Here is a 19,302-nt window from a genome sequence, read left to right as displayed (position 1 = left end):
GTTTAGCTCTTGTCACCAGCCGTCCCGTCCGCGCTCTCGCCTGCGCTTTCGCCTGCGCTTTCGTCGGCACCGGCGTCCGGCTTTTTCGGTGCGGCTTTCTTCGCAGCCGGTTTTTTGCGCGGTTTGCGCTTGGGGGTAGATTTTGGCGGCGCGGGCGTAACTTCGAAAGATGGTTTTCCGTCTTTCACCGTCACATGCACCTCGCCGCCATCAACCAGCTTACCGAACAGCAATTCCTCCGCAAGAGGCTGCTTGACCTTATCCTGGATCAATCGGCCCATTGGGCGGGCACCGTAGAGTTTATCATACCCCTTGTCCGCCAGCCATGCGCGGGCATCCGTATCGAACTGGATGTGCACATTCTGATCGGCCAGCTGCAATTCCAGTTGCAGGATGAATTTGTCGACCACACGGCTGACTGTGTCGGTGCCAAGATAGGCAAATGGAACAATCGCATCCAAACGGTTGCGGAATTCCGGAGTGAACATCTTCTTCACTGCCTCGGTTCCGGCATCGGCTTTCGACACATCGCCAAAGCCGATACCGCTACGCGCCATATCGGAGGCACCGGCATTGGTGGTCATAATCAAAACGACATTACGGAAATCGACCGTTTTGCCGTGATGATCGGTCAGGCGGCCATTATCCATGACTTGAAGCAGAATATTGAACAGATCGGGGTGCGCTTTCTCGATTTCATCGAGCAGCAATACGCAATGCGGGTTCTGGTCAATCGCATCGGTCAGCAAACCGCCCTGATCATATCCGACATAGCCGGGAGGGGCGCCGATCAAACGCGACACGCTGTGCCGTTCCATATATTCGGACATATCAAAGCGTTTCAGTTCGATACCCATAATGCTGGCGAGTTGGCGCGCGACTTCGGTTTTACCCACACCGGTCGGACCGCTGAACAGGAACGAACCAATGGGCTTGTCCGGGTCGCGAAGCCCGGCACGGCTCAGCTTCATCGCGCTTGCAAGGCGTGAAATTGCCTCATCCTGGCCAAACACGACATGCTTCAGGTCACGGTCGAGATTTTCGAGCGCTTTCTTGTCATCTTTCGACACGGATTTTGGCGGGATACGGGCCATCGTCGCGATGACCTGTTCAATCTCGCGCGCGGTGATTTTCTTTTTCCGGCGGCTTGGCGGTACCAGCATCTGCATCGCCCCGACCTCATCAATCACGTCGATCGCCTTGTCGGGCAATTTGCGGTCATTGATATAGCGCGCGGACAGCTCGACCGCCGTTTTCAGCGCGTCGGGCGTATATTTCACTTTGTGGTGATCTTCGAAGGCGCTGCGTAACCCTTTGAGGATTTTGACAGTGTCATCAATCGTCGGCTCGTTCACATCGATTTTCTGGAACCGGCGCAGCAATGCGCGGTCTTTCTCGAAGTGATTGCGGAACTCCTTATAGGTGGTCGATCCAACACAGCGGATCGTTCCTCCGCTCAATGCAGGTTTGAGCAGGTTGGAGGCATCCATCGCGCCGCCGCTGGTCGCCCCGGCACCGATAACTGTATGAATCTCGTCAATGAACAGCACCGCATCCGGCATCTGCTCAAGTTCATTGACAACTTGCTTGAGCCGTTCCTCAAAATCACCACGATACCGCGTCCCTGCGAGCAATGCGCCCATATCGAGTGAGTAAATTACCGCATCGGCCAGGACTTCGGGAACATCGCCTTCTACGATCTTGCGGGCAAGACCTTCCGCAATGGCGGTTTTGCCAACGCCGGGGTCGCCGACATAAAGCGGGTTGTTCTTGCTGCGGCGGCACAGGATCTGGACAGTCCGGTCGACTTCGGGTCCGCGGCCGATCAGCGGATCGATCTTGCCGTTTTCAGCCTTGGCATTCAGATTGACGGTGAACTGGTCGAGTGCGGTTTCTTTCTTTCCGCCATCAGCGCCCTTGTCTTCGCCTTGAACACCTTCGGTGCCCTGCGGCGTTTTGCTGCCATCAACCGATTTTCCGCCCTTGCCGATGCCGTGGCTGATGAAGCTGACTGCGTCGAGGCGGGACATATCCTGCTGCTGCAGGAAATAGACCGCATAGGAATCGCGCTCGGAAAATAACGCAACCAGCACGTTTGCACCCGTGACAGTGTCCTTACCGGAAGACTGCACGTGCAGGATGGCCCGCTGGATCACCCGCTGGAATCCTGCCGTTGGCTGCGGATCGGCGCTTTCTTCTGTCTGGAGCGATTGATATTCCTGGTCGAGATAGGTTTTCACCACTTCGCCCAATTCCGCGCCATCCACCCCGCAGGCATCCATGACCTGAATCGCATCCTCATCATTGATGAGCGCCAACAGTAAATGCTCCAGCGTGGCATATTCATGCCGCCTTTCAGACGCATGGGTGAGCGCGGTGTGGAGTGTCTTTTCCAGGTTCTGGGCAAAGCTAGGCATGCTACAATCTTTCGGCAGAGGGGGAGGCGGGTAGGGTGTTGAGCAAATATGCAGTTTTATGGTTAACGTGATCTAAACAGTACCCGCTTGCAAGAGGGCAAAAAACCGGCGGTGCAAGTCCGGTCACGCGGGCTTTCCAAACAGAGCATCAGCGGCTTTCCTATGCGCTGCCGCCATGTCACGGTGGGTTTCAACGCGTGCAATCTCTGCGCGCAATAGATCAATCCGCGTTGCCAGCTCGTCCTGAGACAAAGGCGCGAGATCCTCGCTCGCAAGCTTTTCCGCAGCATCGCCTCGGGGGCGGGGAAGATCTTCGTCTTGCATCAGGTTACAATCTCGCAAGCGACGGTGCTTGCTGTCAACTCAAGGTGGGGTTAGTTTCCTGTAGCGCAAGTGCTTAGTGATGGGGGTGTTTCCCCTGGGCAACAGCATTGAGAGCGATTGGGCAGACGACAGGCAGTGGGGGCAGACCGCCGTGATACCGAAAACGATGACCGCTATGGGCTTTGATGCGCCGGGCGGCCCCGAAGTTTTTCGGGCAGAAACCCTGCCCATTCCCGCACCGGGGGCGGGCGAGTGTCTGATCCGGGTTGCATATGCAGGTGTGAACCGGCCCGATGTGATCCAGCGGATGGGGCATTATCCCGCGCCGCCCGGTGCCTCGCCGATACCGGGCCTGGAAATCGCCGGCCGAGTGGTCGCGTGCGGCGACAGTGACGCTCCTGATATGGCGGGCAAGAATGTTTGCGCGTTGGTGAGCGGCGGCGGCTATGCCGAATATTGCCTTGCCAAAATTGCACATTGCTTGCCTGTGCCAGACGCGATGCCTCTGGCTGAGGCGGCGGCCTTGCCTGAAACATTGTTCACTGTGTGGCATAATGTGTTTCAGCGCGGCTGGGCCTGTGATGGGGAGACATTGCTGGTGCATGGCGGAACCAGCGGTATCGGCACGATGGCGATCAAACTGGCGAAGATGTTTGATCTTGCCGTGATTGTCACGTGCGGCTCGGATGAGAAATGCGCTGCGGCAATTCAGATCGGGGCGGACCATGCGATCAATTACCGCGCGGTTGATTTTGTTGAGGACGTGAAGCGGATCACTCATGGTGCAGGTGTGCAGTTGGTGCTCGATATGGTGTCGGGCGATTACGTTCCGCGCAATCTGGCCTGTCTGGCGCAGGATGGCCGTCATGTGACGATCGCGGTTTTGGGCGGGATGACAGCGGAATTGAACATGGCGCAGATTATGGCACGCCGCTTGACGCTCACCGGTTCGACTTTACGCGCCCGCGCTGACGAGTTTAAGGCGCTGCTGTGTGATGAAATAGCAAGCACAGTCTGGCCAGCCGTCGAGGACGGCGACCTTCGTCCTGAAATGGACCGCATATTCCCTCTGCTAGAGGTCGCTGCGGCACATCAGCGGATGGAGGCGGGCGATCATATTGGCAAGATCGTGCTGGACATCGCCCAGACCAAGGTCACGTAATCGCTTGCCGTAAGGTGCGAGATACCCTAGTTGAATATCCGCACGGCCGCTCCGAAAGGGGCGGCCCTATTATTTTTACCGGAGATTTCCCGTGGCGAACACTCAAGCCAAACCGCTCATGCCGCATGCGACAGCCACATGGCTGATCGATAATACCGCGCTCGCATTCGAGCAGGTAGCCGAATTTTGCGGCCTGCATATTCTCGAAGTGCAAGCGATGGCAGATGATCTTGCAGGCAGTAAATATACGGGCCGTGACCCGGTGCATTCCGGCGAATTGACGCATGAAGAAATCGAGCGCGGCCAAGCCGATCCGGCTTACAGTTTGGTGATGCAGAAGGCTCCGGTCGAGGTTACTCGCACCAAGGGGCCGCGTTACACGCCGGTGTCAAAGCGGCAGGATAAGCCAGACGGTATCGCGTGGATTTTGCGCAATCATCCGGAAATTTCCGATGCACAATTGTCGAAACTGATCGGAACCACGCGCAATACGATCAATGCCATTCGTGACCGAAGCCATTGGAACATCCAGAACATTCAGCCCAAAGATCCGGTGACGTTGGGCCTGTGCTCGCAGCGCGAGCTTGATGCGGTTGTGGCCAAATCGGCAAAGAATATTCCCGCGCCAGAGGTTGACGAGGATGCAGTGGCCCCTGCGCCGGCTACGCCCGTCGTCAGCGATAAGGACAAATTGATCGCCGAACTCCACGCCGAACGTGCTGAAGCCGAAAAGGCTGCATCGGAAGCGGTTCAGGAAGCAGAAGCGGCAGCGTGGCTTGAAGCAAAGCGTGCTGGCGAAGCGGATGGTGCAGCCGAACCCGCACCGCCGACCGACTGATCTCCGGGTAAATTGCGTTAATCTGGACCGGGACGGCGCTTTGCACTTGCTCCGGCTGGTGGCATGCGCCATCCTATTGACATGACTGTCAATAACGCTCCCAATCCGTTTTCTGCCATTGCCTATCATCACCCGAAAGCGTGGGATACGGCCTTCGAGCCTATGGCGCTGCCCGATATGTTCGCTGCCAGCGCCAAACGCGCGCCCGATGCTGTGCTGGCGCATTTTATGGGGCGCGGCTTCACCTATGGTTCGCTCTACGCTGATGCGCACCGTTTCGCGCTGGCGCTCAGGCGGCGCGGGATTATGGCGGGGGACCGGATTGGTCTGTTTTTACCGAATGTGCCGATGTATATTTCCGCTTATTACGGGGCGATGATGGCAGGGGCCGTCGTGGTCAATTTTTCGCCGCTATATTCGGTTGAAGAACTGGCACAGCAAGTGGCAGATTCAGGCACCAAAATGCTGGTGACGATAGACGTGCCAGAGCTGTACCGTACTGCCGAGGATGTTCTGGATTGCTCGGCGCTCGAATCGCTCATCATCGGCCGGCTTTCCGGCATGCTGCCGACTGTCAAAGGCTTGGCGATGAAGCTGCTTGCCCGCAGCAAGATTGCCAAAGTTTCTTATTCCGACGCGGTGCTGGGCTGGAATGATGTCCTCAGCCAGGGGGAGGCGCCGCAGCAATCCGGCGGCAAGCACGCTGACCTTCCCTCCATTGATCCTGATGATCTTGCGCTGCTGCAATATACAGGCGGCACAACTGGCGCGCCCAAAGGCGCAATGCTCAGCCATTCTAATCTATCGATAAATGCCCAGCAGGTGGCGTCGATCAATCCGTTTGGCAGGCCGCAGGACGAAGTGTTTGTGGGCGCGCTGCCGTTCTTCCACGTATTTGCCAATACCGCCTTGCTGAACCATGCTGTCGTATCGGGCGGCTCTATCGCGATGGTCCCGCGGTTCGAGGCAGCCCAGGTGCTGGATGTGGTTGGCAAATACGGCGCAACCGGTTTCCCCGGTGTGCCGACGATGTTCCAGGCATTGATCGACCACCCCAAATTTGCGGCGACTGATTTCTCCGCTCTCAAAGTGTGTATTTCCGGCGGCGCGCCAATTTCGGCCCCTTTGCGCGAGAAATTTGAGGCAAAAACCGGCGTGCGGGTGGTTGAAGGCTATGGATTGACGGAAAGCTCCGGCGTCGTTTCGGCCAACCCCTATGACGGCGTTCGTAAGCCAGGTACTATCGGGCAGGTTGTGCCCGGCACCTTGATCCGGCTGGTCGATAAGGACGACGCCTCGAAAGCCGCGCCGGATGGAGAGCCGGGCGAACTGGTCATTCGCGGGCCGCAGATCATGGGCGGTTATTGGAACCGGCCAGAAGCCGCCGCGACCGCTTTTGTCATAATCGACGGGCAGTCATGGCTGCGCACCGGTGACATTGCGGTTATTGATGATGAAGGGTTCATCACGATCGTCGATCGCAGCAAGGACATGATTGCGGTTGGCGGTTTCAAAGTATTTCCCAGCCAGGTTGAAGCCGTATTGGTCAAACATGACGGGGTGAAGGAAGCGTTGGTGCTGGGCATGCCTGACGATTATCTGGGCGAAACGCCGCATGCTTTTGTTACGCTCAATGAAGGAGCGAAGGAAACGGCCGAGGCGCTCACCGGCTGGCTCAATGGGCGAATAGGCAAGCATGAGCGGGTCACGCATATGGAGATCCGTGACGAACTGCCCAAAACCATGATCGGAAAACTGGACCGCAAGGCGCTGCGTGCCGAAATACAGGCCTAGCTGGCAACACTCAGCGCAGGCTCTCCGCCTTTGTTGGAAGCTTTTGACTTGGACGGAGCTTCGCCGGCGGCTTTCTTGGGGGCGAACCGCCCCTCCACTTCTGCGCCCTGTTCGATGGTCAGAGCATCATAATGCACATCACCGTGAATTTTCGCGCTACGCAGGATCACCAGCTCGCGGGCTGAAATTGACCCTTTTACCACACCTGCCATCCGTGCGCTTTCGGCTTCTATGGCGCCTTCGATCGTACTGGTTTCGCCCTGAACGATTGACGCGCAGCTGATGTCGCCTTGAATGGCGCCATCGACATGCAGCTCTGTTGTCGCCGCCACATCACCCTTAATCGTCACGTCCGATCCGATGACCGAAAACGTTGAATTATTGGCCACCGGCTTACTGGCCAGATTGGCGCGCGGCGCCGGGTGTTCGGGCTTCTTTGAGAACATTGGGAGCTCTTTCCAAAAACGGCAATGGGTTTACCGCGCGGTCGTTGATCCGCACTTCAAAATGTAGGTGCGGTCCGGTTGAGCGCCCGGTACTGCCGATCGCTCCGATAACGGTCCCGGCATCAACCGTCTGCCCCTTGGCAATCGCGAAGCGCGACATGTGCGCATACCGTGTCAGCATACCATTACCGTGAGTAATTTCGACTGTTTTGCCATAGCCCGATTTCCATCCGGAGAATGACACCGTGCCTTTGGCCGCTGCGTATATCGGCGCACCATAGGGCCCGCGGAAATCAAGGCCGGAATGCATCGCGCCGCCGCCACTGAACGGGTCTCTGCGGTATCCGAAGCCGGATGAAAGATTTTCCCGAGCAGCTGGCAGAACCTGCGGAATACCATCCAGTCCGCGCTCTAACGCTGCCATCCGGGCCATGCTCAGGCCGAGCCGCTCAAACCGGGGATCAATTTTACCATTGGCGCCGGTCGTCAGCAGTTCAAGCGGGCCGCCCATCGCATCTTTATCAGCGGCAACTGCAATGGCATCAGGGTTCAGGCCGAGTTTGCGAATGGCGTTGGAAGCCCGCGCAGCCCGGCGGTCTGCATAGCGCGTCAGATTTTCAACGAAAGCCAATTGTTCGGCCTCAAACTGAATGAGGCCAGCCGCTTCGGGAATCAATGCACTTACTTCGGACACGGCCTTGGCTGTTTCAGATGAGGAATCGGACACCGTTTCATCCGCCTGGACATCGTCGGGCAGCATGGGCGCCATCGCTTCGAGAAACTCGTGGCGCTTTTCCAGCTCGTCAATTTTATCTTCGATGTTGCCGGAATATTCTGCAACCAGTGCTTCTTTAGATTGGACCTCCGCGACGCGCTCCAGCAAGGAACTACGGTCAGCTTGCGCGCGGTACTGGCTCCACGCCATGATCGCCATCGATATTGCCCAGACAAGCAACGCGCCCAGAGCCAACGCTGCCGTCACTTTCTGGACCGTGGATGAAACCTTGATGAAGCGGACCTGCCCCTGCGACCGCATGAAGAATTCGCGGTCTGGGAACCAGCCAGCCACCCGGCTTTTCCAACCGTTGGCAGATAAATTGTTATCCAATGAGGCTTCCCCCGTGATGCGGCCCAACCGATTCTCTCTCTTGGCGCGCCGTTATCACGCGAATCGGTGACCGTCGAATCGGTTAACCGTTTGATTACGCCGAGGTGACGGAGTCCCGCGATGAAGCGAGCGATTATGGCGGAACCCGGCCAGAATGTGCGTAGTTATGCCAGCTGGCATATGTTTATTGACCGGCTGGCCTGCAGATTACCGGCACTGGTATCCCGCACTGGCGCCGGGCACTGGCACCGGGCACTGGCATCGCCGCATTTCACTGCTACAGTAATTCCATGCAAGCCGGCCTATCATCAGCTAACACCCCCGAAGCGATTGTCGGCCGGTGCGCCGCCGCTGCGCGCGCTGCCCAGCACCATCTTGCGCAATTGAGCGATCCGCAAAAGGCCGCTGCCTTGCATCGTGCCGCTGCATCGCTGCGCGATTCGGCCGGCGCCATACTGGCGGCCAATGCCAAAGATAGCGCCGAGAGCGAACGTGGCGGCTTGTCCCCGGCTATGCTCGACCGCTTGCGACTGGATGACGCCCGACTGGACGGCATTGCGCTGGCGGTGGAGGCGGTGGCGGACCTGCCCGATCCAGTTGGCGAAATATTGGAGAAAAGCGAGCGGCCCAACGGTCTCGAGCTTAGCCGCGTGCGGGTTCCCATCGGGGTTTTGGGAATCATTTACGAAAGCCGCCCCAACGTAACGGCGGATGCTGCGGCGCTGTGTATCCGTGCCGGTAATGCTGTCATTTTGCGGGGCGGCAGCGAAGCTGTACGCTCCAACGCCGCCATCCATCATGCCTTTGTGACCGGACTTGTGGCTGGCGGCGTACCTGCCGCTGCGGTTCAACTGGTTCCAACGCAAGACCGCGCAGCAGTGGGCGCAATGCTGGCGGCGGCAGGGCAAATTGACATGATCATCCCGCGCGGCGGCAAAGGGCTGGTCGCGCGCGTGCAGCAGGACGCCAGAGTTCCCGTTCTGGCGCATCTGGACGGTATTTGTCACACCTATATCCATTCTGCCGCCGATCCCGCTATGGCTGGCGAGGTGGCGTTCAATGCCAAAATGCGCCGTCCGGGGATTTGCGGCGCGATGGAGAGTCTGCTGATCGATACGCAATTTGGCGGCGCGCATGGCGTGCTGGAGCGTCTGATCGAAGGGGGCTGCGCGGTCCGCGGCGATGCGAGGGTGATGGCCATCGACAGCCGAATTGCCCCTGCGCAATCCAGCGATTGGGATACAGAATATCTCGAACCGATTGTGTCAGTTCGCCTTGTCGACGGGCTGGACGAGGCGCTTGCGCATATTGCGGATCACTCATCGGGTCACACCGACGCAATCATCACTGACGACGCCGATGTTGCGGAAAAATTCCTCAACCGGGTCGATTCTGCCATAGTCATGGTTAACGCCTCCAGCCAGTTTGCTGATGGCGGGGAATTCGGTCTGGGGGCCGAAATTGGTATTGCCACAGGCCGTTTGCATGCCCGCGGCCCAGTCGCGCTGGAAGGTTTGACCACCTATAAATGGTGCGTCCGCGGCACCGGCCAGGTGCGCCCCTGATCATGCGAATCGGCCTGCTTGGCGGCAGTTTTAACCCTGCGCATGGCGGGCACTGGCGCATTACACGGTTCGCTTTGGATGCGCTCGGCCTGGACGCGGCGTGGTGGCTCGTTTCTCCGGGAAATCCTCTGAAACCAGCGGCCGGGATGGCGCCGCTTTCTGCGCGCGTCCACTCGGCGATTGAGCAGGCGCGCCGCGCCCCGATAAGGGTGACCGCCATTGAGCAGCAGCTCGGTACCCGCTATACGTGCGATACTCTCAGGGCGATCGCGCGCCGTTATCCCGGGCATGATTTTGTCTGGCTGATGGGGTCCGATAATTTGGCCCAGTTTCACCTTTGGCGGCAATGGCGAACAATCGGGCGAACCATGCCGATTGCGGTTATTGCCCGCCCTGGCTATAACAGAGCAGCGATTGCGAGTCCGGCAATGGCATGGTTGCGGCGATATCGTGTCGCTGCGGGCGTTTTCAAACAGCGGACACAATGGAGCGCACCGGCACTGGTGATTTTGAATTTTGATCCCGACACACGGTCTGCGACGGCAATCCGCCAGGCGGACCCGGATTGGGCATCGCGTATGATAAACAGCGCGCCCCGCGACCAAGTGACGCACCGGATTGTTACCGACGACCATCAGGCCGGGCAGGTTTCGCAATGATGCGCGATTGCCTCATACCGGTCACTACACAAGACATATTATTACCTTGCACACAGGAGTTTCGGCACCGTCCATGACCAAGGCGCCAACATCATCAACCGTTACAGATACGAACATCCATCCAGACGTTCCAGCAGTCATTGCGGAGCCGGGCACATCGCTGGCCACTGTTCACGCACAGCTTGACGATGATCAGGCGCAAGAAATGGTGACGATCCCGCTGGCTGGTAAAAGCAGCATTGCCGATCATATGGTGATCGCGTCAGGTCGCTCGACTCGACAGGTTGCAACAATGGCGCAGAAGCTGGCGGAGCGTCTCAAGAAAGACGGTCATGGTCCAGTCCGCTTGGAAGGTTTGCCTGCGGCCGATTGGGTTTTGATCGATGCCGGCGATGTGGTTGTCCATCTGTTCCGCCCCGAGGTGCGCAGTTTCTACAATCTGGAACGCATGTGGGCCTTTGGTGATGCTCCTCCGGTTGCAAACGGCGCGGCATAAGCGCCGGGCACCGTGCGATCAGGCAAGCGATAGGCATGCTGCTGCATATTATCGGACGAGGAAAAATAGCCCGTTCTCCAGAGGCTGAACTGGTGGCGCGCTACGAGAAACGGATCACCTGGCCGGTTAAATTGACCGAATTGCCAGAGACAGGCGGAAATATTGCACCGCCGCAAGCGCCCTTACGCACAATATTGCTGGATGAGCGCGGAAAGCAGCTTGGATCAGAAGAATTTGCCAGTATACTGGGCCAATGGCGCGATGATGGCGTTAGGGAGGCACGCTTCATCCTTGGCGCTGCCGACGGCCATAGCGCAGACGCGCGGCGCGAGGCAGATATTCTGTTTGCTTTCGGCAGAGCGACTTGGCCGCATCTGCTGGCCCGCGCGATGGTGATGGAACAAATTTACCGCGCCACCACGATCCTTTCAGGCCACCCCTATCATCGGTCGTGATGATCGGGCAAAGGATGATTATGCGCCGCCTGACCCATCCCGCTTATGCAGCATTGGCAACGCTGGCATTCGTTTGTCTTGCAGGCGGTGCGGTCTGGGCCCAGCAGAGCAGCGGGGTCAATTCCGCCGCCGAAGCGCGCGAGGCTTTACAGCGGGCTTTGGCAGACGCCAACGCCGCAGATATTCGCGGAAAACGCTTGGAAGCGGAGGCGGAGGACGCCCGCGAAGCGGCCGAGCGCACGGCGCGCCAAGCAGCTGCGATGGCAGCCCGGATCCAGCAGGCGGAAGCGGGTATCGCCGCTGCCGAGGCGCGCATTACCATCATTGGCGGCCAAAGATCGCAGTTAAACCGGCGCCTGGCTGAACGGCGAGAGCCTTTGGTCCGGCTAACCGGGGCGTTGCAAAAACTGGCGCGGCGCCCTCTCGCTTTATCGGCATTAAAGCCCGGCAGTGTGCGCGAAACTGTATATTTGCGGGCGATGCTGGACAGCACCATTCCGCAAGTGCGGCAGCGTACTGCGGCTTTGCGGGCTGAGATTGATCGCGGAAAACAGCTTGAGCAAGAAGCACAACAGGCTCTCGCCGCGCTACAGACAAGCGAAACCGAATTGGAAGAGCGGCAGAAACGCCTGGCAATTCTCGAGACTCAGCAACGTCTGGTGTCCCGGCAAGCGGGGGGTAGGGCCGACCGCGAGAATGAGCGTGCTTTAGCCTTGGCAGAACAAGCGCGCGATCTGGATGCTTTGGCAGAAAAATTTGGTGCCGAAGCGCGTGTTCGAAAATCTTTGGCCGATTTGCCGGGTCCGCTCCTGCGCCCGAATAGCCCTGAACGGGGCATCGCCGCGGCGGGCGGGTTACCGCCATCATCTGCCACCGGCAGCGCGCCTGCCTTCCAGCTGCCGGTCACTGGCAGGACTGTGGCGGGTTTTGGCGATATGGGCGAGAGCGGCATTCGCGTGAAAGGATTGTCGCTTGCCCCGCGCAGCGGAGCCCAAGTCACTGCGCCGGCGCAAGGGCGCGTGGCCTTTGCTGGGCCCTATCGCGGATATGACCGGATCGTGATATTGGAACATGATGGCGGCTGGACAAGCCTGGTGACCGGCATGGCCCGAACAGATGTCAGTGTAGGTGACGCATTGGTCGCAGGCGCGCCGCTTGGGGTCGCCGGCGTCGATCAACCGGTGGTGACACTGGAATTGCGGCGCGATGGCAAGCCGGTCAATCCGCTCGATCAGATACGCTGAACCCGGGCAGCTTGGGCGAGGCTTTACAGTAAGCTTCTGTCCGCTCTTCGCCCCGCTCCGGGACGGCACAGCAATCATCATCTGGCGTTCACATCAATTGCGCGATAGACCTTTGTTAAATCACGAGGTCATTCTGTATGAAATTCGCTGCTCTTGCCCGTTCTGCCGCTCTGGTTACTGCGGTTGCCCTGATACCGGCCACCACCGCTGGTTTGGCCCAAGTTGACGGGCGCGTTGGCCCCGAATTCTCGAAATTATTCGCGACCTATCAGCAGATCAAAGCGAACTATGTCGAGCCGGTTGATGATGAGAAGCTGATTCGCGGCGCGATTGACGGGATGCTCGCATCGCTCGATCCGCATTCCGGCTATCTCGATGGTCAGGATCTTGAGCGTCTCAATACGATGATTGATGGCAATTATTCCGGGCTAGGCCTGTCGGTTGTGCTGGATGATGGCGCTGTAAAAGTCATCTCCCCATTCCGCGGCAGCCCCGCAGAAGAAGCGGGCCTGAAAGCGGGCGACTATATCACCCATCTTGAGGGTGATTTGATCTATGGGGGGGAACTGGATGAGGCGGTTTCACGGATGCGCGGCCCCGCCGGTACTTCCATCCGGCTGACCATCTTCCGCGCCGGGCGTGAGGAACCTTTTGATGTAACCGTGACGCGCGGCGTGATCGAACTGGAACCGGTGACGTACACAGTCGAGACCGGTAATATCGGCGTGATTACCGTCAATGAATTCTCCCGCGATGTGGGCGCCGATGTCTATGCGGCGTGGCAGAAAATCCAGCGCGAAGCCACTGGCCGGGTATCGGGCCTGGTGCTTGATCTACGCTCCAATCCAGGCGGTTCGCTTGATGAGGCCGTGGCCCTGTCCGATCTGTTTCTTGATCGCGGGCGGATTGTTTCGCAGCGCGGCCGAGCGCGCGGCGAGACAATCCTGTATGATGCAGAAAGCGTGTTTCGCGGTCAGATTGCCGAAGGTCTGCCAATGATTGTGCTGATTGACGCAGGCTCCGCCTCTGCCTCAGAGATTGTTGCGGGCGCGCTGCAAGATCACCGCCGGGCGGTCATTATGGGCGATCAGAGCTTTGGTAAGGGCAGCGTGCAGACCCTTCTGCCGCTTACCCGCGACACCGCCCTGAAATTGACGACAGCACGATATTACACTCCCGCTGGCAATTCGGTTCAGGAAGGCGGCATCACACCCGACATTAACGTTCCGCAGCTCTCTGACCCCGACCTTGAGCGCCGGACGAAATTCCAGATGCGCGAATCCGATTTGCGCGGCCATCTGGTTAATGAGCTGAAATTGGAAGACAAGGCTCTGGAGACCGACAAGCGTGATGATCCGCGTTTTCAAATGACAGCCGCAGAGCTGGAGCAGCGGGGCGTTGCAGACTTTCAATTGTATTATGCGCTGGAGACTTTGCAGCGCGGCGCACCGAATGCAGTTGCGCGGGCCCGATAAGTCCCTAATTATCGTGTATGGCTTTTGCTCCGACCGTTAAAACAGCCCAATCTCTAGCCATTGCGGTTCCGGCTCTTTTGCTCGGCGGTGCGTATGTTTCGGAACTTATTTTCGGGCTTTATCCTTGCGAAATGTGCTGGTGGCAACGCTGGCCGCATTTTGCGGCGCTTGCTTTCGCTCTTTCATCAATAGCTACGCCATTTAGGCGCATGATGACCGGGCTGGCAGCTGTTGCCATTCTGGCGTCAGGCGCAATCGGCGGCTTTCATGCCGGGGTTGAATATGGCTGGTGGGACGGCATTACCAGCTGTGCCATAATCGCCGCTGCAGCGGGCGGTAATGCGCTAGAATCTGTGATGAACGCACCGATGGTGCGCTGCGACGCAGCACCGTGGGATTTGTTCGGGATCAGTCTTGCCGGCTGGAACTGTGTGATCTCCACAGGTTCAGCAATCGCGATTTCAGTAATTTTGATGAAGCCGGATGTTAGCCGGGTTTAATAAGGGTATTATAAGGCCAAACTTGGCAAAGGATAGTGCAGCATGAATAAGGCAGAACTGGACCGGATGATCCGGGTCGATCAGGCTGGAGAATATGGCGCGACGCGTATCTATGCCGGACAATTGGCAGTCATGGGTGATCGTCACCCGCTATCGGCAGAAATTGCAGCAATGGCGGCACAGGAAGATGGCCACCATAAGAAATTCAATGCGTTAATGGCAAGGCGCGGTGTTCGCCCCACGGCACTGCATCCATTCTGGTCGGTGGCTGGTTATGCGCTGGGAGCAGGCACGGCCTTGCTCGGCCCCGAAGCGGCCATGGCCTGTACTGCGGCGGTGGAAACCGAGATTGACAAACATTATTCCGATCAGCTTGATGCTCTTGCTGAAACCGATGCTGACCCGGAACTGGCGGGTATGATTGAGGAATTTCGCGAAGATGAGCGGGAACACCGCGATGCTGCACTGGCTGCTGGTGCGGAAAAGGCTCCTGCATACCCGCTACTGTCGAGTGCAATCCGGCTGGGCTGTAAAGTCGCGATCAAGATTTCGGAGCGGATCTAAGCCAGCCACGCCCTTCATATCCTATTCACCGCCGCAGATGATAAGGGATATTTCAACTCTCAAACCAACGGATAGTCACTATGAAAATTATATCGCCGCTATTGGGAGCCGCACTGTGCTGGGCTGGATTGATGGCTGGCGGAACTTCTGCCGCAGCACAGGACGCGCCGAGTGACGATGTCTGCATGGCGATTGTATATGGTGATGATGAAGCACCAGAATGCAGTGAAAAGGAAATTGTTGTCATCGCCCGTCTGCCCGAAGGCGACAGGTATCGTATCCCCGAAGCCTTACGGTTCTCCGATAATCCTGAAAATGAAGCCTGGGCTGAACGGGTGGAATCACTGGAAATGACTGGCGCATTCGGTACGCTTTCGTGTTCGACCGTAGGTGCGGGCGGGTTTACTGGCTGCACTCAGCAATTGCTTCGGCAAGCCTATGGTGAAAAGCGCGAGGGATCCAATGTCCGGTTTAGTGAACTTATATCCGCAGCGCGTGCAGAGCGGCTGAGCGAGATTGATGCAATCGCTGCTGAGGAGCAAGACCGGGTCGAGCAGATCGAGCGCGAATATACTGAACGGCTGGAGCGTGAACGCGCCGGCGAAATTGCGGGCGAAGAAGGCGCTCTGCCGGACCCGAACGCTCCCTAGGTCCTTGCGCTAATTGCGTGGACGCTGGTAACTTTATTGCTCTATGGGCGGGCGCATGAGCAAACCAATCAAAATACTGTCTGTTTTCGGCACCCGGCCCGAAGCCATTAAATTCTTTCCGCTCGTGCATGCGCTCAGCGCCGATCCGCGCTTTGATTCGCGTGTATGTGTTTCGGGCCAGCATCGCGGGATGCTGGACCAGGTGCTGGACATTGCAGGGATTGTTCCGGATCATGATCTTGATCTGATGCAGCCCGACCAGACGCTGGATGGCCTTACTGCCAATCTGCTGACCGGTATCGGCAAAGTGCTCGACAAAGAGAACCCTGATTGGGTCATTGTTCAAGGTGATACGGCCACCGCCATGAGCGGAGCCCTGGCGGCCTATTACCGTAAAATTCCTGTCGCCCATGTAGAGGCGGGTCTGCGCAGCGGTAATATCCATCACCCCTGGCCCGAAGAGGTCAATCGCAAGATTGTTGGCAGCTTTGCCGCATTGCATTTCGCGCCGACTGAAACGGCAGCCAATGCGCTGAAGCGAGAAGCCATCGACCCAGCTACAGTTCATGTCACCGGTAATACGGTAATCGACGCCTTGCACTGGATCACCGGCCAGATCACCAATAACCCCGGTCTCGCTAACAATCTTGCCGACCTTGAGACCCGCTTTGCCGGGAGGCGGATCATTGGCGTAACCAGCCATCGGCGCGAGAATTTTGGTGGGGGAATGGAAGCGATCGCCGAAGCTATCCGCCGTATTGCAATGCGGGACGATGTCGCCATGATTTTCCCCGTCCACCTCAATCCGAATGTGCGCAAAGTGATGAATGCGGAGCTCGCAGGGCTCGACAATGTCGCCTTGATCGAACCGCTCGATTATCCGCATTTTGCGCGGCTGCTCGATATCTGCACCTTGATGCTGACCGACAGTGGCGGTGTTCAGGAGGAGGCACCCGCTCTAGGCAAGCCGGTACTGGTGATGCGCGAAACCACAGAACGCCCAGAGGGGGTTGACGCAGGAACCGCCAAACTGGTTGGGACAGATGCTGATGTCATCGTGTCGGAGTGTTTCAAGCTGCTTGACGATGCAGATGCCTATGCCGCCATGTCTACCGCGCACAATCCGTTTGGTGACGGACATGCCGTCGCACGGATTGTAACAGCTTTGGCGCAAGGATAGACTGCCAGCGTTACCGCAATATTTACTCTCTGCCCGTATGGGTGCCGGACACACGAACACTGGCAGGATATCATGCGCGGCGACAACAAACCCAACACTTGCGTTATTGGCCTTGGCTATATTGGCTTGCCGACAGCGGCGATTATCGCGCGCGCCAACTGCCCGGTAACCGGAATCGATGTGTCCCAGACCGTGGTAGACACGATTAACCGCGGCGAAATCCATATAGAGGAAGTAGATCTGGATGGTCTTGTGCGCGGCGTTGTCCAGCGCGGCACTCTGAAGGCGTCAACGCAAATCGTACCGGCTGATGTGTTTGTAATTGCAGTGCCCACGCCGTTCGAGAAGGATGGAAATCATACGCCTGACACATCATACGTAATGTCAGCTGCGACCGAAGTTGCAGGCGTATTAAAACAGGGTGACACTATAATTCTGGAATCGACCTCGCCGGTTGGCACTACAGAGGCGATGCGCGATATGATCGCCGGTTTGCGCCCTGATCTCAAAATGCCCGGCAAAACCGATGGCACACCCGACATATCGATCGCATATTGCCCGGAACGCGTATTGCCGGGCAAGATTTTGGAGGAGCTGACACATAACGACCGCTCCATTGGCGGCATTACACCGCGATGCGCCCGCAAAGCATTGGCGTTTTACAAACAATTTGTGCGCGGCACCTGTGTGACGACAGATGCCCGTTCGGCAGAAATGACCAAGCTGGTTGAAAATGCCTATCGCGACGTGAATATCGCCTTTGCGAACGAGCTATCGATGATTTCTGACGCGATGGGCCTGGATGTGTGGGAAGTTATCAAACTTGCTAACCGTCACCCGCGCGTCAACATTCTTCAGCCTGGCCCCGGTGTGGGCGGCCACTGTATCGCGGTTGACCCCTATTTCATCATTCATGGCGCGCCTGATCATTCACCGCTTATTCGCACCGGCCGCGAAGTAAACGACGCAAAAATGCATCACGTGGTTGCTGCCGCAAGCAAGCTGATTGAAGACAATCCGGGCGTTCCGGTAGCGTGCCTGGGCCTGGCGTTCAAAGCGAATATAGATGATTTCCGCGAGAGCCCTGCTCGCTTTATCGCTGGCAAAATCGCTCGCCGGTTCGGCGAACGGGTGAAGATTGTCGAACCTTATGCCAGCGCGCTTCCGCTGGAATTTGATAATACGGGTGCTGAACTGGTCGATATCGACTTTGCGCTCGAGAATTGCGGCATTCTAATTGTCCTGGTCGATCACGATATTTTCAAAGTCGTCCCAGCACAGGAGCGGGGCGGCGCACTGGTTTATGATACGCGCGGTATCTGGCCCAATACCGCCGGGCAGCCGGGCAAGCCCGGGTTACGTCTGGCAAGTTAAACCATCTAAACACTATAATATGCGCGGTACCATTCGACAAACTGCCGGATTCCTTCCCGGTAATCGGTCTGTGGCTGATATCCCGTGAGGCGTTTAAGCAGTTCAGCATTGGCCCATGTCGCCGGTACATCGCCTTTTTGCATCTCCATGTAATTGCGATTGGCCTCTTTTCCGCATTGGCGTTCGATCTCGTCAATGAAATCAGTCAATTTCACCTTATCGCTATTGCCGATATTAACGACCCGGAATGGGGCAACAGGTGACAGGCTGTCACCCTCAGCGATGACGTCTTTGGTTTCGCGCCGCTCTGGCACAGCGCCGATCAGCAGGCGTATGCCGCGAACCAGATCAGTCACGAAGGTGAAATCGCGGTACATCTCGCCGTGATTGTAAATATCAATGGGCGTCCCATCGAGGATACCCTTGGTGAATTTGAACAGCGCCATGTCGGGGCGCCCCCAAGGCCCATAGACCGTAAAGAAGCGGAACATAGTCGTTGGCATGTTCCACAAATGGGCATAGCTATGCGCCATAGATTCATTGGCTTTTTTGGTCGCGGCGTAAAATGTCATCGGTGTTTCGACCCGCTCCAGCTCGTCAAACGGCATATCCTCATTCGCGCCATATACCGAGCTAGTTGATGCCATCAGCAGGTGATCGACGGCCAGTTCGCGCGCGCATTCCATGATGTTGAATGTGCCGATAATATTGGCATCCAGATAGGCGCGGGGATTTTCAAGGCTGTACCGGACACCGGCCTGCGCCGCGAGATGGACGATGACGTCAGGCTTCTCCGCGAGCATAAGGTCGCGCAGAGCCTCGAAATCTTCAAGCATGCCGACATGCGCGGAAAAGTGCTCATTCTGAAGCAGCATCTGATGGCGCCGCTTTTTGATGCGAACATCATAATAGTCAGTCATTCCATCAAACCCGATTACCTGAAACCCCTCTTTCAAAAGCAGGTTGGATAGGTGAAAGCCGATAAAACCAGCAGAACCGGTAACCAGAACTTTGCGCATGAGATTTGAGGCCCCTGATATTAAAAGAGTGA

The 19,302-nt window shown here is 57.5% G+C and carries 19 protein-coding genes; 14 read left to right on the top strand and 5 right to left on the bottom strand.

Annotated features, from left to right (window positions below):
- Positions 1-2 precede the first annotated feature (2 nt).
- Both clpA and WA922_RS05175 read right to left on the bottom strand, forming a co-directional pair.
- A complete protein-coding gene (clpA, locus tag WA922_RS05180) occupies positions 3-2,417 on the bottom strand; it encodes an ATP-dependent Clp protease ATP-binding subunit ClpA (protein ID WP_424770605.1) in 2,415 nt (804 codons plus the stop codon).
- 123 nt (positions 2,418-2,540) lie between these two features.
- A complete protein-coding gene (locus WA922_RS05175) occupies positions 2,541-2,741 on the bottom strand; it encodes a DUF1192 family protein (RefSeq protein ID WP_424770604.1) in 201 nt (66 codons plus the stop codon).
- Positions 2,742-2,907: 166 nt separating this feature from the next.
- On the opposite strand from WA922_RS05175, the gene WA922_RS05170 reads away from it, so the two are divergent.
- From WA922_RS05170 to WA922_RS05160, 3 genes are all read left to right on the top strand, one after another.
- Positions 2,908-3,903: an NAD(P)H-quinone oxidoreductase gene (locus tag WA922_RS05170; protein ID WP_424770722.1), complete on the top strand. Its 996-nt coding sequence runs from the start codon at positions 2,908-2,910 to the stop codon at positions 3,901-3,903.
- A 118-nt stretch (positions 3,904-4,021) separates the two neighbouring features.
- Positions 4,022-4,741, top strand: coding sequence for a DUF1013 domain-containing protein (locus tag WA922_RS05165; protein WP_424770721.1), 720 nt, complete (start codon positions 4,022-4,024; stop codon positions 4,739-4,741).
- 81 nt (positions 4,742-4,822) lie between these two features.
- A complete protein-coding gene (locus tag WA922_RS05160) occupies positions 4,823-6,535 on the top strand; it encodes a long-chain-fatty-acid--CoA ligase (RefSeq protein ID WP_424770603.1) in 1,713 nt (570 codons plus the stop codon).
- Here WA922_RS05160 and WA922_RS05155 read toward each other — a convergent pair.
- On the bottom strand, positions 6,532-6,981 hold the full coding sequence (locus WA922_RS05155; protein ID WP_424770602.1) for a bactofilin family protein: 450 nt from the start codon (positions 6,979-6,981) through the stop codon (positions 6,532-6,534). The two genes, WA922_RS05160 and WA922_RS05155, sit on opposite strands and share 4 nt — an antisense overlap.
- Positions 6,929-8,050, bottom strand: coding sequence for a M23 family metallopeptidase (locus WA922_RS05150; RefSeq protein ID WP_424770601.1), 1,122 nt, complete (start codon positions 8,048-8,050; stop codon positions 6,929-6,931). Before WA922_RS05150 ends, WA922_RS05155 begins: the two co-directional genes overlap by 53 nt.
- A 329-nt stretch (positions 8,051-8,379) precedes the next feature.
- On the opposite strand from WA922_RS05150, the gene WA922_RS05145 reads away from it, so the two are divergent.
- The 11 genes from WA922_RS05145 (at position 8,380) to wecC (ending at position 18,251) form a co-directional block, all read left to right on the top strand.
- Positions 8,380-9,654 (top strand): glutamate-5-semialdehyde dehydrogenase, encoded by a 1,275-nt coding sequence (locus tag WA922_RS05145; RefSeq protein WP_424770600.1) that lies wholly within the window; start codon positions 8,380-8,382, stop codon positions 9,652-9,654.
- Positions 9,655-9,656: 2 nt separating this feature from the next.
- A complete protein-coding gene (locus WA922_RS05140; RefSeq protein ID WP_424770599.1) occupies positions 9,657-10,313 on the top strand; it encodes a nicotinate-nucleotide adenylyltransferase in 657 nt (218 codons plus the stop codon).
- A 73-nt stretch (positions 10,314-10,386) separates the two neighbouring features.
- Positions 10,387-10,809 carry a ribosome silencing factor gene (gene rsfS, locus WA922_RS05135; RefSeq protein ID WP_424770598.1) on the top strand — a complete coding sequence of 141 codons (423 nt, stop codon included), beginning with the start codon at positions 10,387-10,389 and terminating at the stop codon, positions 10,807-10,809.
- Between the two features lie 35 nt (positions 10,810-10,844).
- On the top strand, positions 10,845-11,264 hold the full coding sequence (locus WA922_RS05130; RefSeq protein WP_424770597.1) for a 23S rRNA (pseudouridine(1915)-N(3))-methyltransferase RlmH: 420 nt from the start codon (positions 10,845-10,847) through the stop codon (positions 11,262-11,264).
- Positions 11,265-11,284: 20 nt separating this feature from the next.
- Positions 11,285-12,508, top strand: a complete 1,224-nt coding sequence (locus WA922_RS05125) for a murein hydrolase activator EnvC family protein (protein WP_424770596.1) — start codon at positions 11,285-11,287, stop codon at positions 12,506-12,508.
- A 137-nt stretch (positions 12,509-12,645) separates the two neighbouring features.
- Positions 12,646-13,983 carry a S41 family peptidase gene (locus WA922_RS05120; RefSeq protein WP_424770595.1) on the top strand — a complete coding sequence of 446 codons (1,338 nt, stop codon included), beginning with the start codon at positions 12,646-12,648 and terminating at the stop codon, positions 13,981-13,983.
- A 17-nt stretch (positions 13,984-14,000) separates the two neighbouring features.
- Positions 14,001-14,483, top strand: a complete 483-nt coding sequence (locus WA922_RS05115; RefSeq protein ID WP_424770594.1) for a disulfide bond formation protein B — start codon at positions 14,001-14,003, stop codon at positions 14,481-14,483.
- A 42-nt stretch (positions 14,484-14,525) separates the two neighbouring features.
- Complete coding sequence (locus WA922_RS05110; protein ID WP_424770593.1) at positions 14,526-15,047, top strand: demethoxyubiquinone hydroxylase family protein; 522 nt, start codon at positions 14,526-14,528, stop codon at positions 15,045-15,047.
- A gap of 80 nt (positions 15,048-15,127) precedes the next feature.
- Positions 15,128-15,697: a hypothetical protein gene (locus WA922_RS05105; RefSeq protein WP_424770592.1), complete on the top strand. Its 570-nt coding sequence runs from the start codon at positions 15,128-15,130 to the stop codon at positions 15,695-15,697.
- Between the two features lie 55 nt (positions 15,698-15,752).
- Entirely contained in the window at positions 15,753-16,877 is a 1,125-nt protein-coding gene (gene wecB / locus WA922_RS05100; protein WP_424770591.1) for a non-hydrolyzing UDP-N-acetylglucosamine 2-epimerase, read from the top strand.
- 72 nt (positions 16,878-16,949) lie between these two features.
- On the top strand, positions 16,950-18,251 hold the full coding sequence (gene wecC / locus WA922_RS05095; protein ID WP_424770590.1) for a UDP-N-acetyl-D-mannosamine dehydrogenase: 1,302 nt from the start codon (positions 16,950-16,952) through the stop codon (positions 18,249-18,251).
- A gap of 5 nt (positions 18,252-18,256) precedes the next feature.
- On the opposite strand, the gene WA922_RS05090 is transcribed toward wecC, so the two are convergent.
- Positions 18,257-19,270, bottom strand: coding sequence for a GDP-mannose 4,6-dehydratase (locus tag WA922_RS05090; protein ID WP_424770589.1), 1,014 nt, complete (start codon positions 19,268-19,270; stop codon positions 18,257-18,259).
- Positions 19,271-19,302: the final 32 nt, after the last annotated feature.

This window comes from Pontixanthobacter sp., from assembly GCF_049682855.1.
In the GTDB taxonomy this organism is placed as follows: Bacteria; Pseudomonadota; Alphaproteobacteria; order Sphingomonadales; family Sphingomonadaceae; genus Pontixanthobacter.
Note: the sequence above shows the minus strand (reverse complement) of the source record. Positions and strands in the feature narration are given on the sequence as shown.

Bases quoted from the DNA above. Each gene is read 5' to 3' on its own strand.
- WA922_RS05160 (WP_424770603.1), top strand. From the start codon at position 4,823: ATGACTGTCAATAACGCTCCCAATCCGTTTTCTGCCATTGCCTATCAT.
- wecC (WP_424770590.1), top strand. From the start codon at position 16,950: ATGCGCGGCGACAACAAACCCAACACTTGCGTTATTGGCCTTGGCTAT.
- WA922_RS05120 (WP_424770595.1), top strand. From the start codon at position 12,646: ATGAAATTCGCTGCTCTTGCCCGTTCTGCCGCTCTGGTTACTGCGGTT.
- wecB (WP_424770591.1), top strand. From the start codon at position 15,753: ATGAGCAAACCAATCAAAATACTGTCTGTTTTCGGCACCCGGCCCGAA.
- WA922_RS05170 (WP_424770722.1), top strand. From the start codon at position 2,908: ATGACCGCTATGGGCTTTGATGCGCCGGGCGGCCCCGAAGTTTTTCGG.
- WA922_RS05090 (WP_424770589.1), bottom strand. From the start codon at position 19,270: ATGCGCAAAGTTCTGGTTACCGGTTCTGCTGGTTTTATCGGCTTTCAC.
- WA922_RS05110 (WP_424770593.1), top strand. From the start codon at position 14,526: ATGAATAAGGCAGAACTGGACCGGATGATCCGGGTCGATCAGGCTGGA.
- WA922_RS05105 (WP_424770592.1), top strand. From the start codon at position 15,128: ATGAAAATTATATCGCCGCTATTGGGAGCCGCACTGTGCTGGGCTGGA.
- clpA (WP_424770605.1), bottom strand. From the start codon at position 2,417: ATGCCTAGCTTTGCCCAGAACCTGGAAAAGACACTCCACACCGCGCTC.
- WA922_RS05165 (WP_424770721.1), top strand. From the start codon at position 4,022: ATGCCGCATGCGACAGCCACATGGCTGATCGATAATACCGCGCTCGCA.
- rsfS (WP_424770598.1), top strand. From the start codon at position 10,387: ATGACCAAGGCGCCAACATCATCAACCGTTACAGATACGAACATCCAT.
- WA922_RS05145 (WP_424770600.1), top strand. From the start codon at position 8,380: ATGCAAGCCGGCCTATCATCAGCTAACACCCCCGAAGCGATTGTCGGC.
- WA922_RS05130 (WP_424770597.1), top strand. From the start codon at position 10,845: ATGCTGCTGCATATTATCGGACGAGGAAAAATAGCCCGTTCTCCAGAG.
- WA922_RS05175 (WP_424770604.1), bottom strand. From the start codon at position 2,741: ATGCAAGACGAAGATCTTCCCCGCCCCCGAGGCGATGCTGCGGAAAAG.
- WA922_RS05125 (WP_424770596.1), top strand. From the start codon at position 11,285: ATGCGCCGCCTGACCCATCCCGCTTATGCAGCATTGGCAACGCTGGCA.
- WA922_RS05140 (WP_424770599.1), top strand. From the start codon at position 9,657: ATGCGAATCGGCCTGCTTGGCGGCAGTTTTAACCCTGCGCATGGCGGG.
- WA922_RS05115 (WP_424770594.1), top strand. From the start codon at position 14,001: ATGGCTTTTGCTCCGACCGTTAAAACAGCCCAATCTCTAGCCATTGCG.
- WA922_RS05155 (WP_424770602.1), bottom strand. From the start codon at position 6,981: ATGTTCTCAAAGAAGCCCGAACACCCGGCGCCGCGCGCCAATCTGGCC.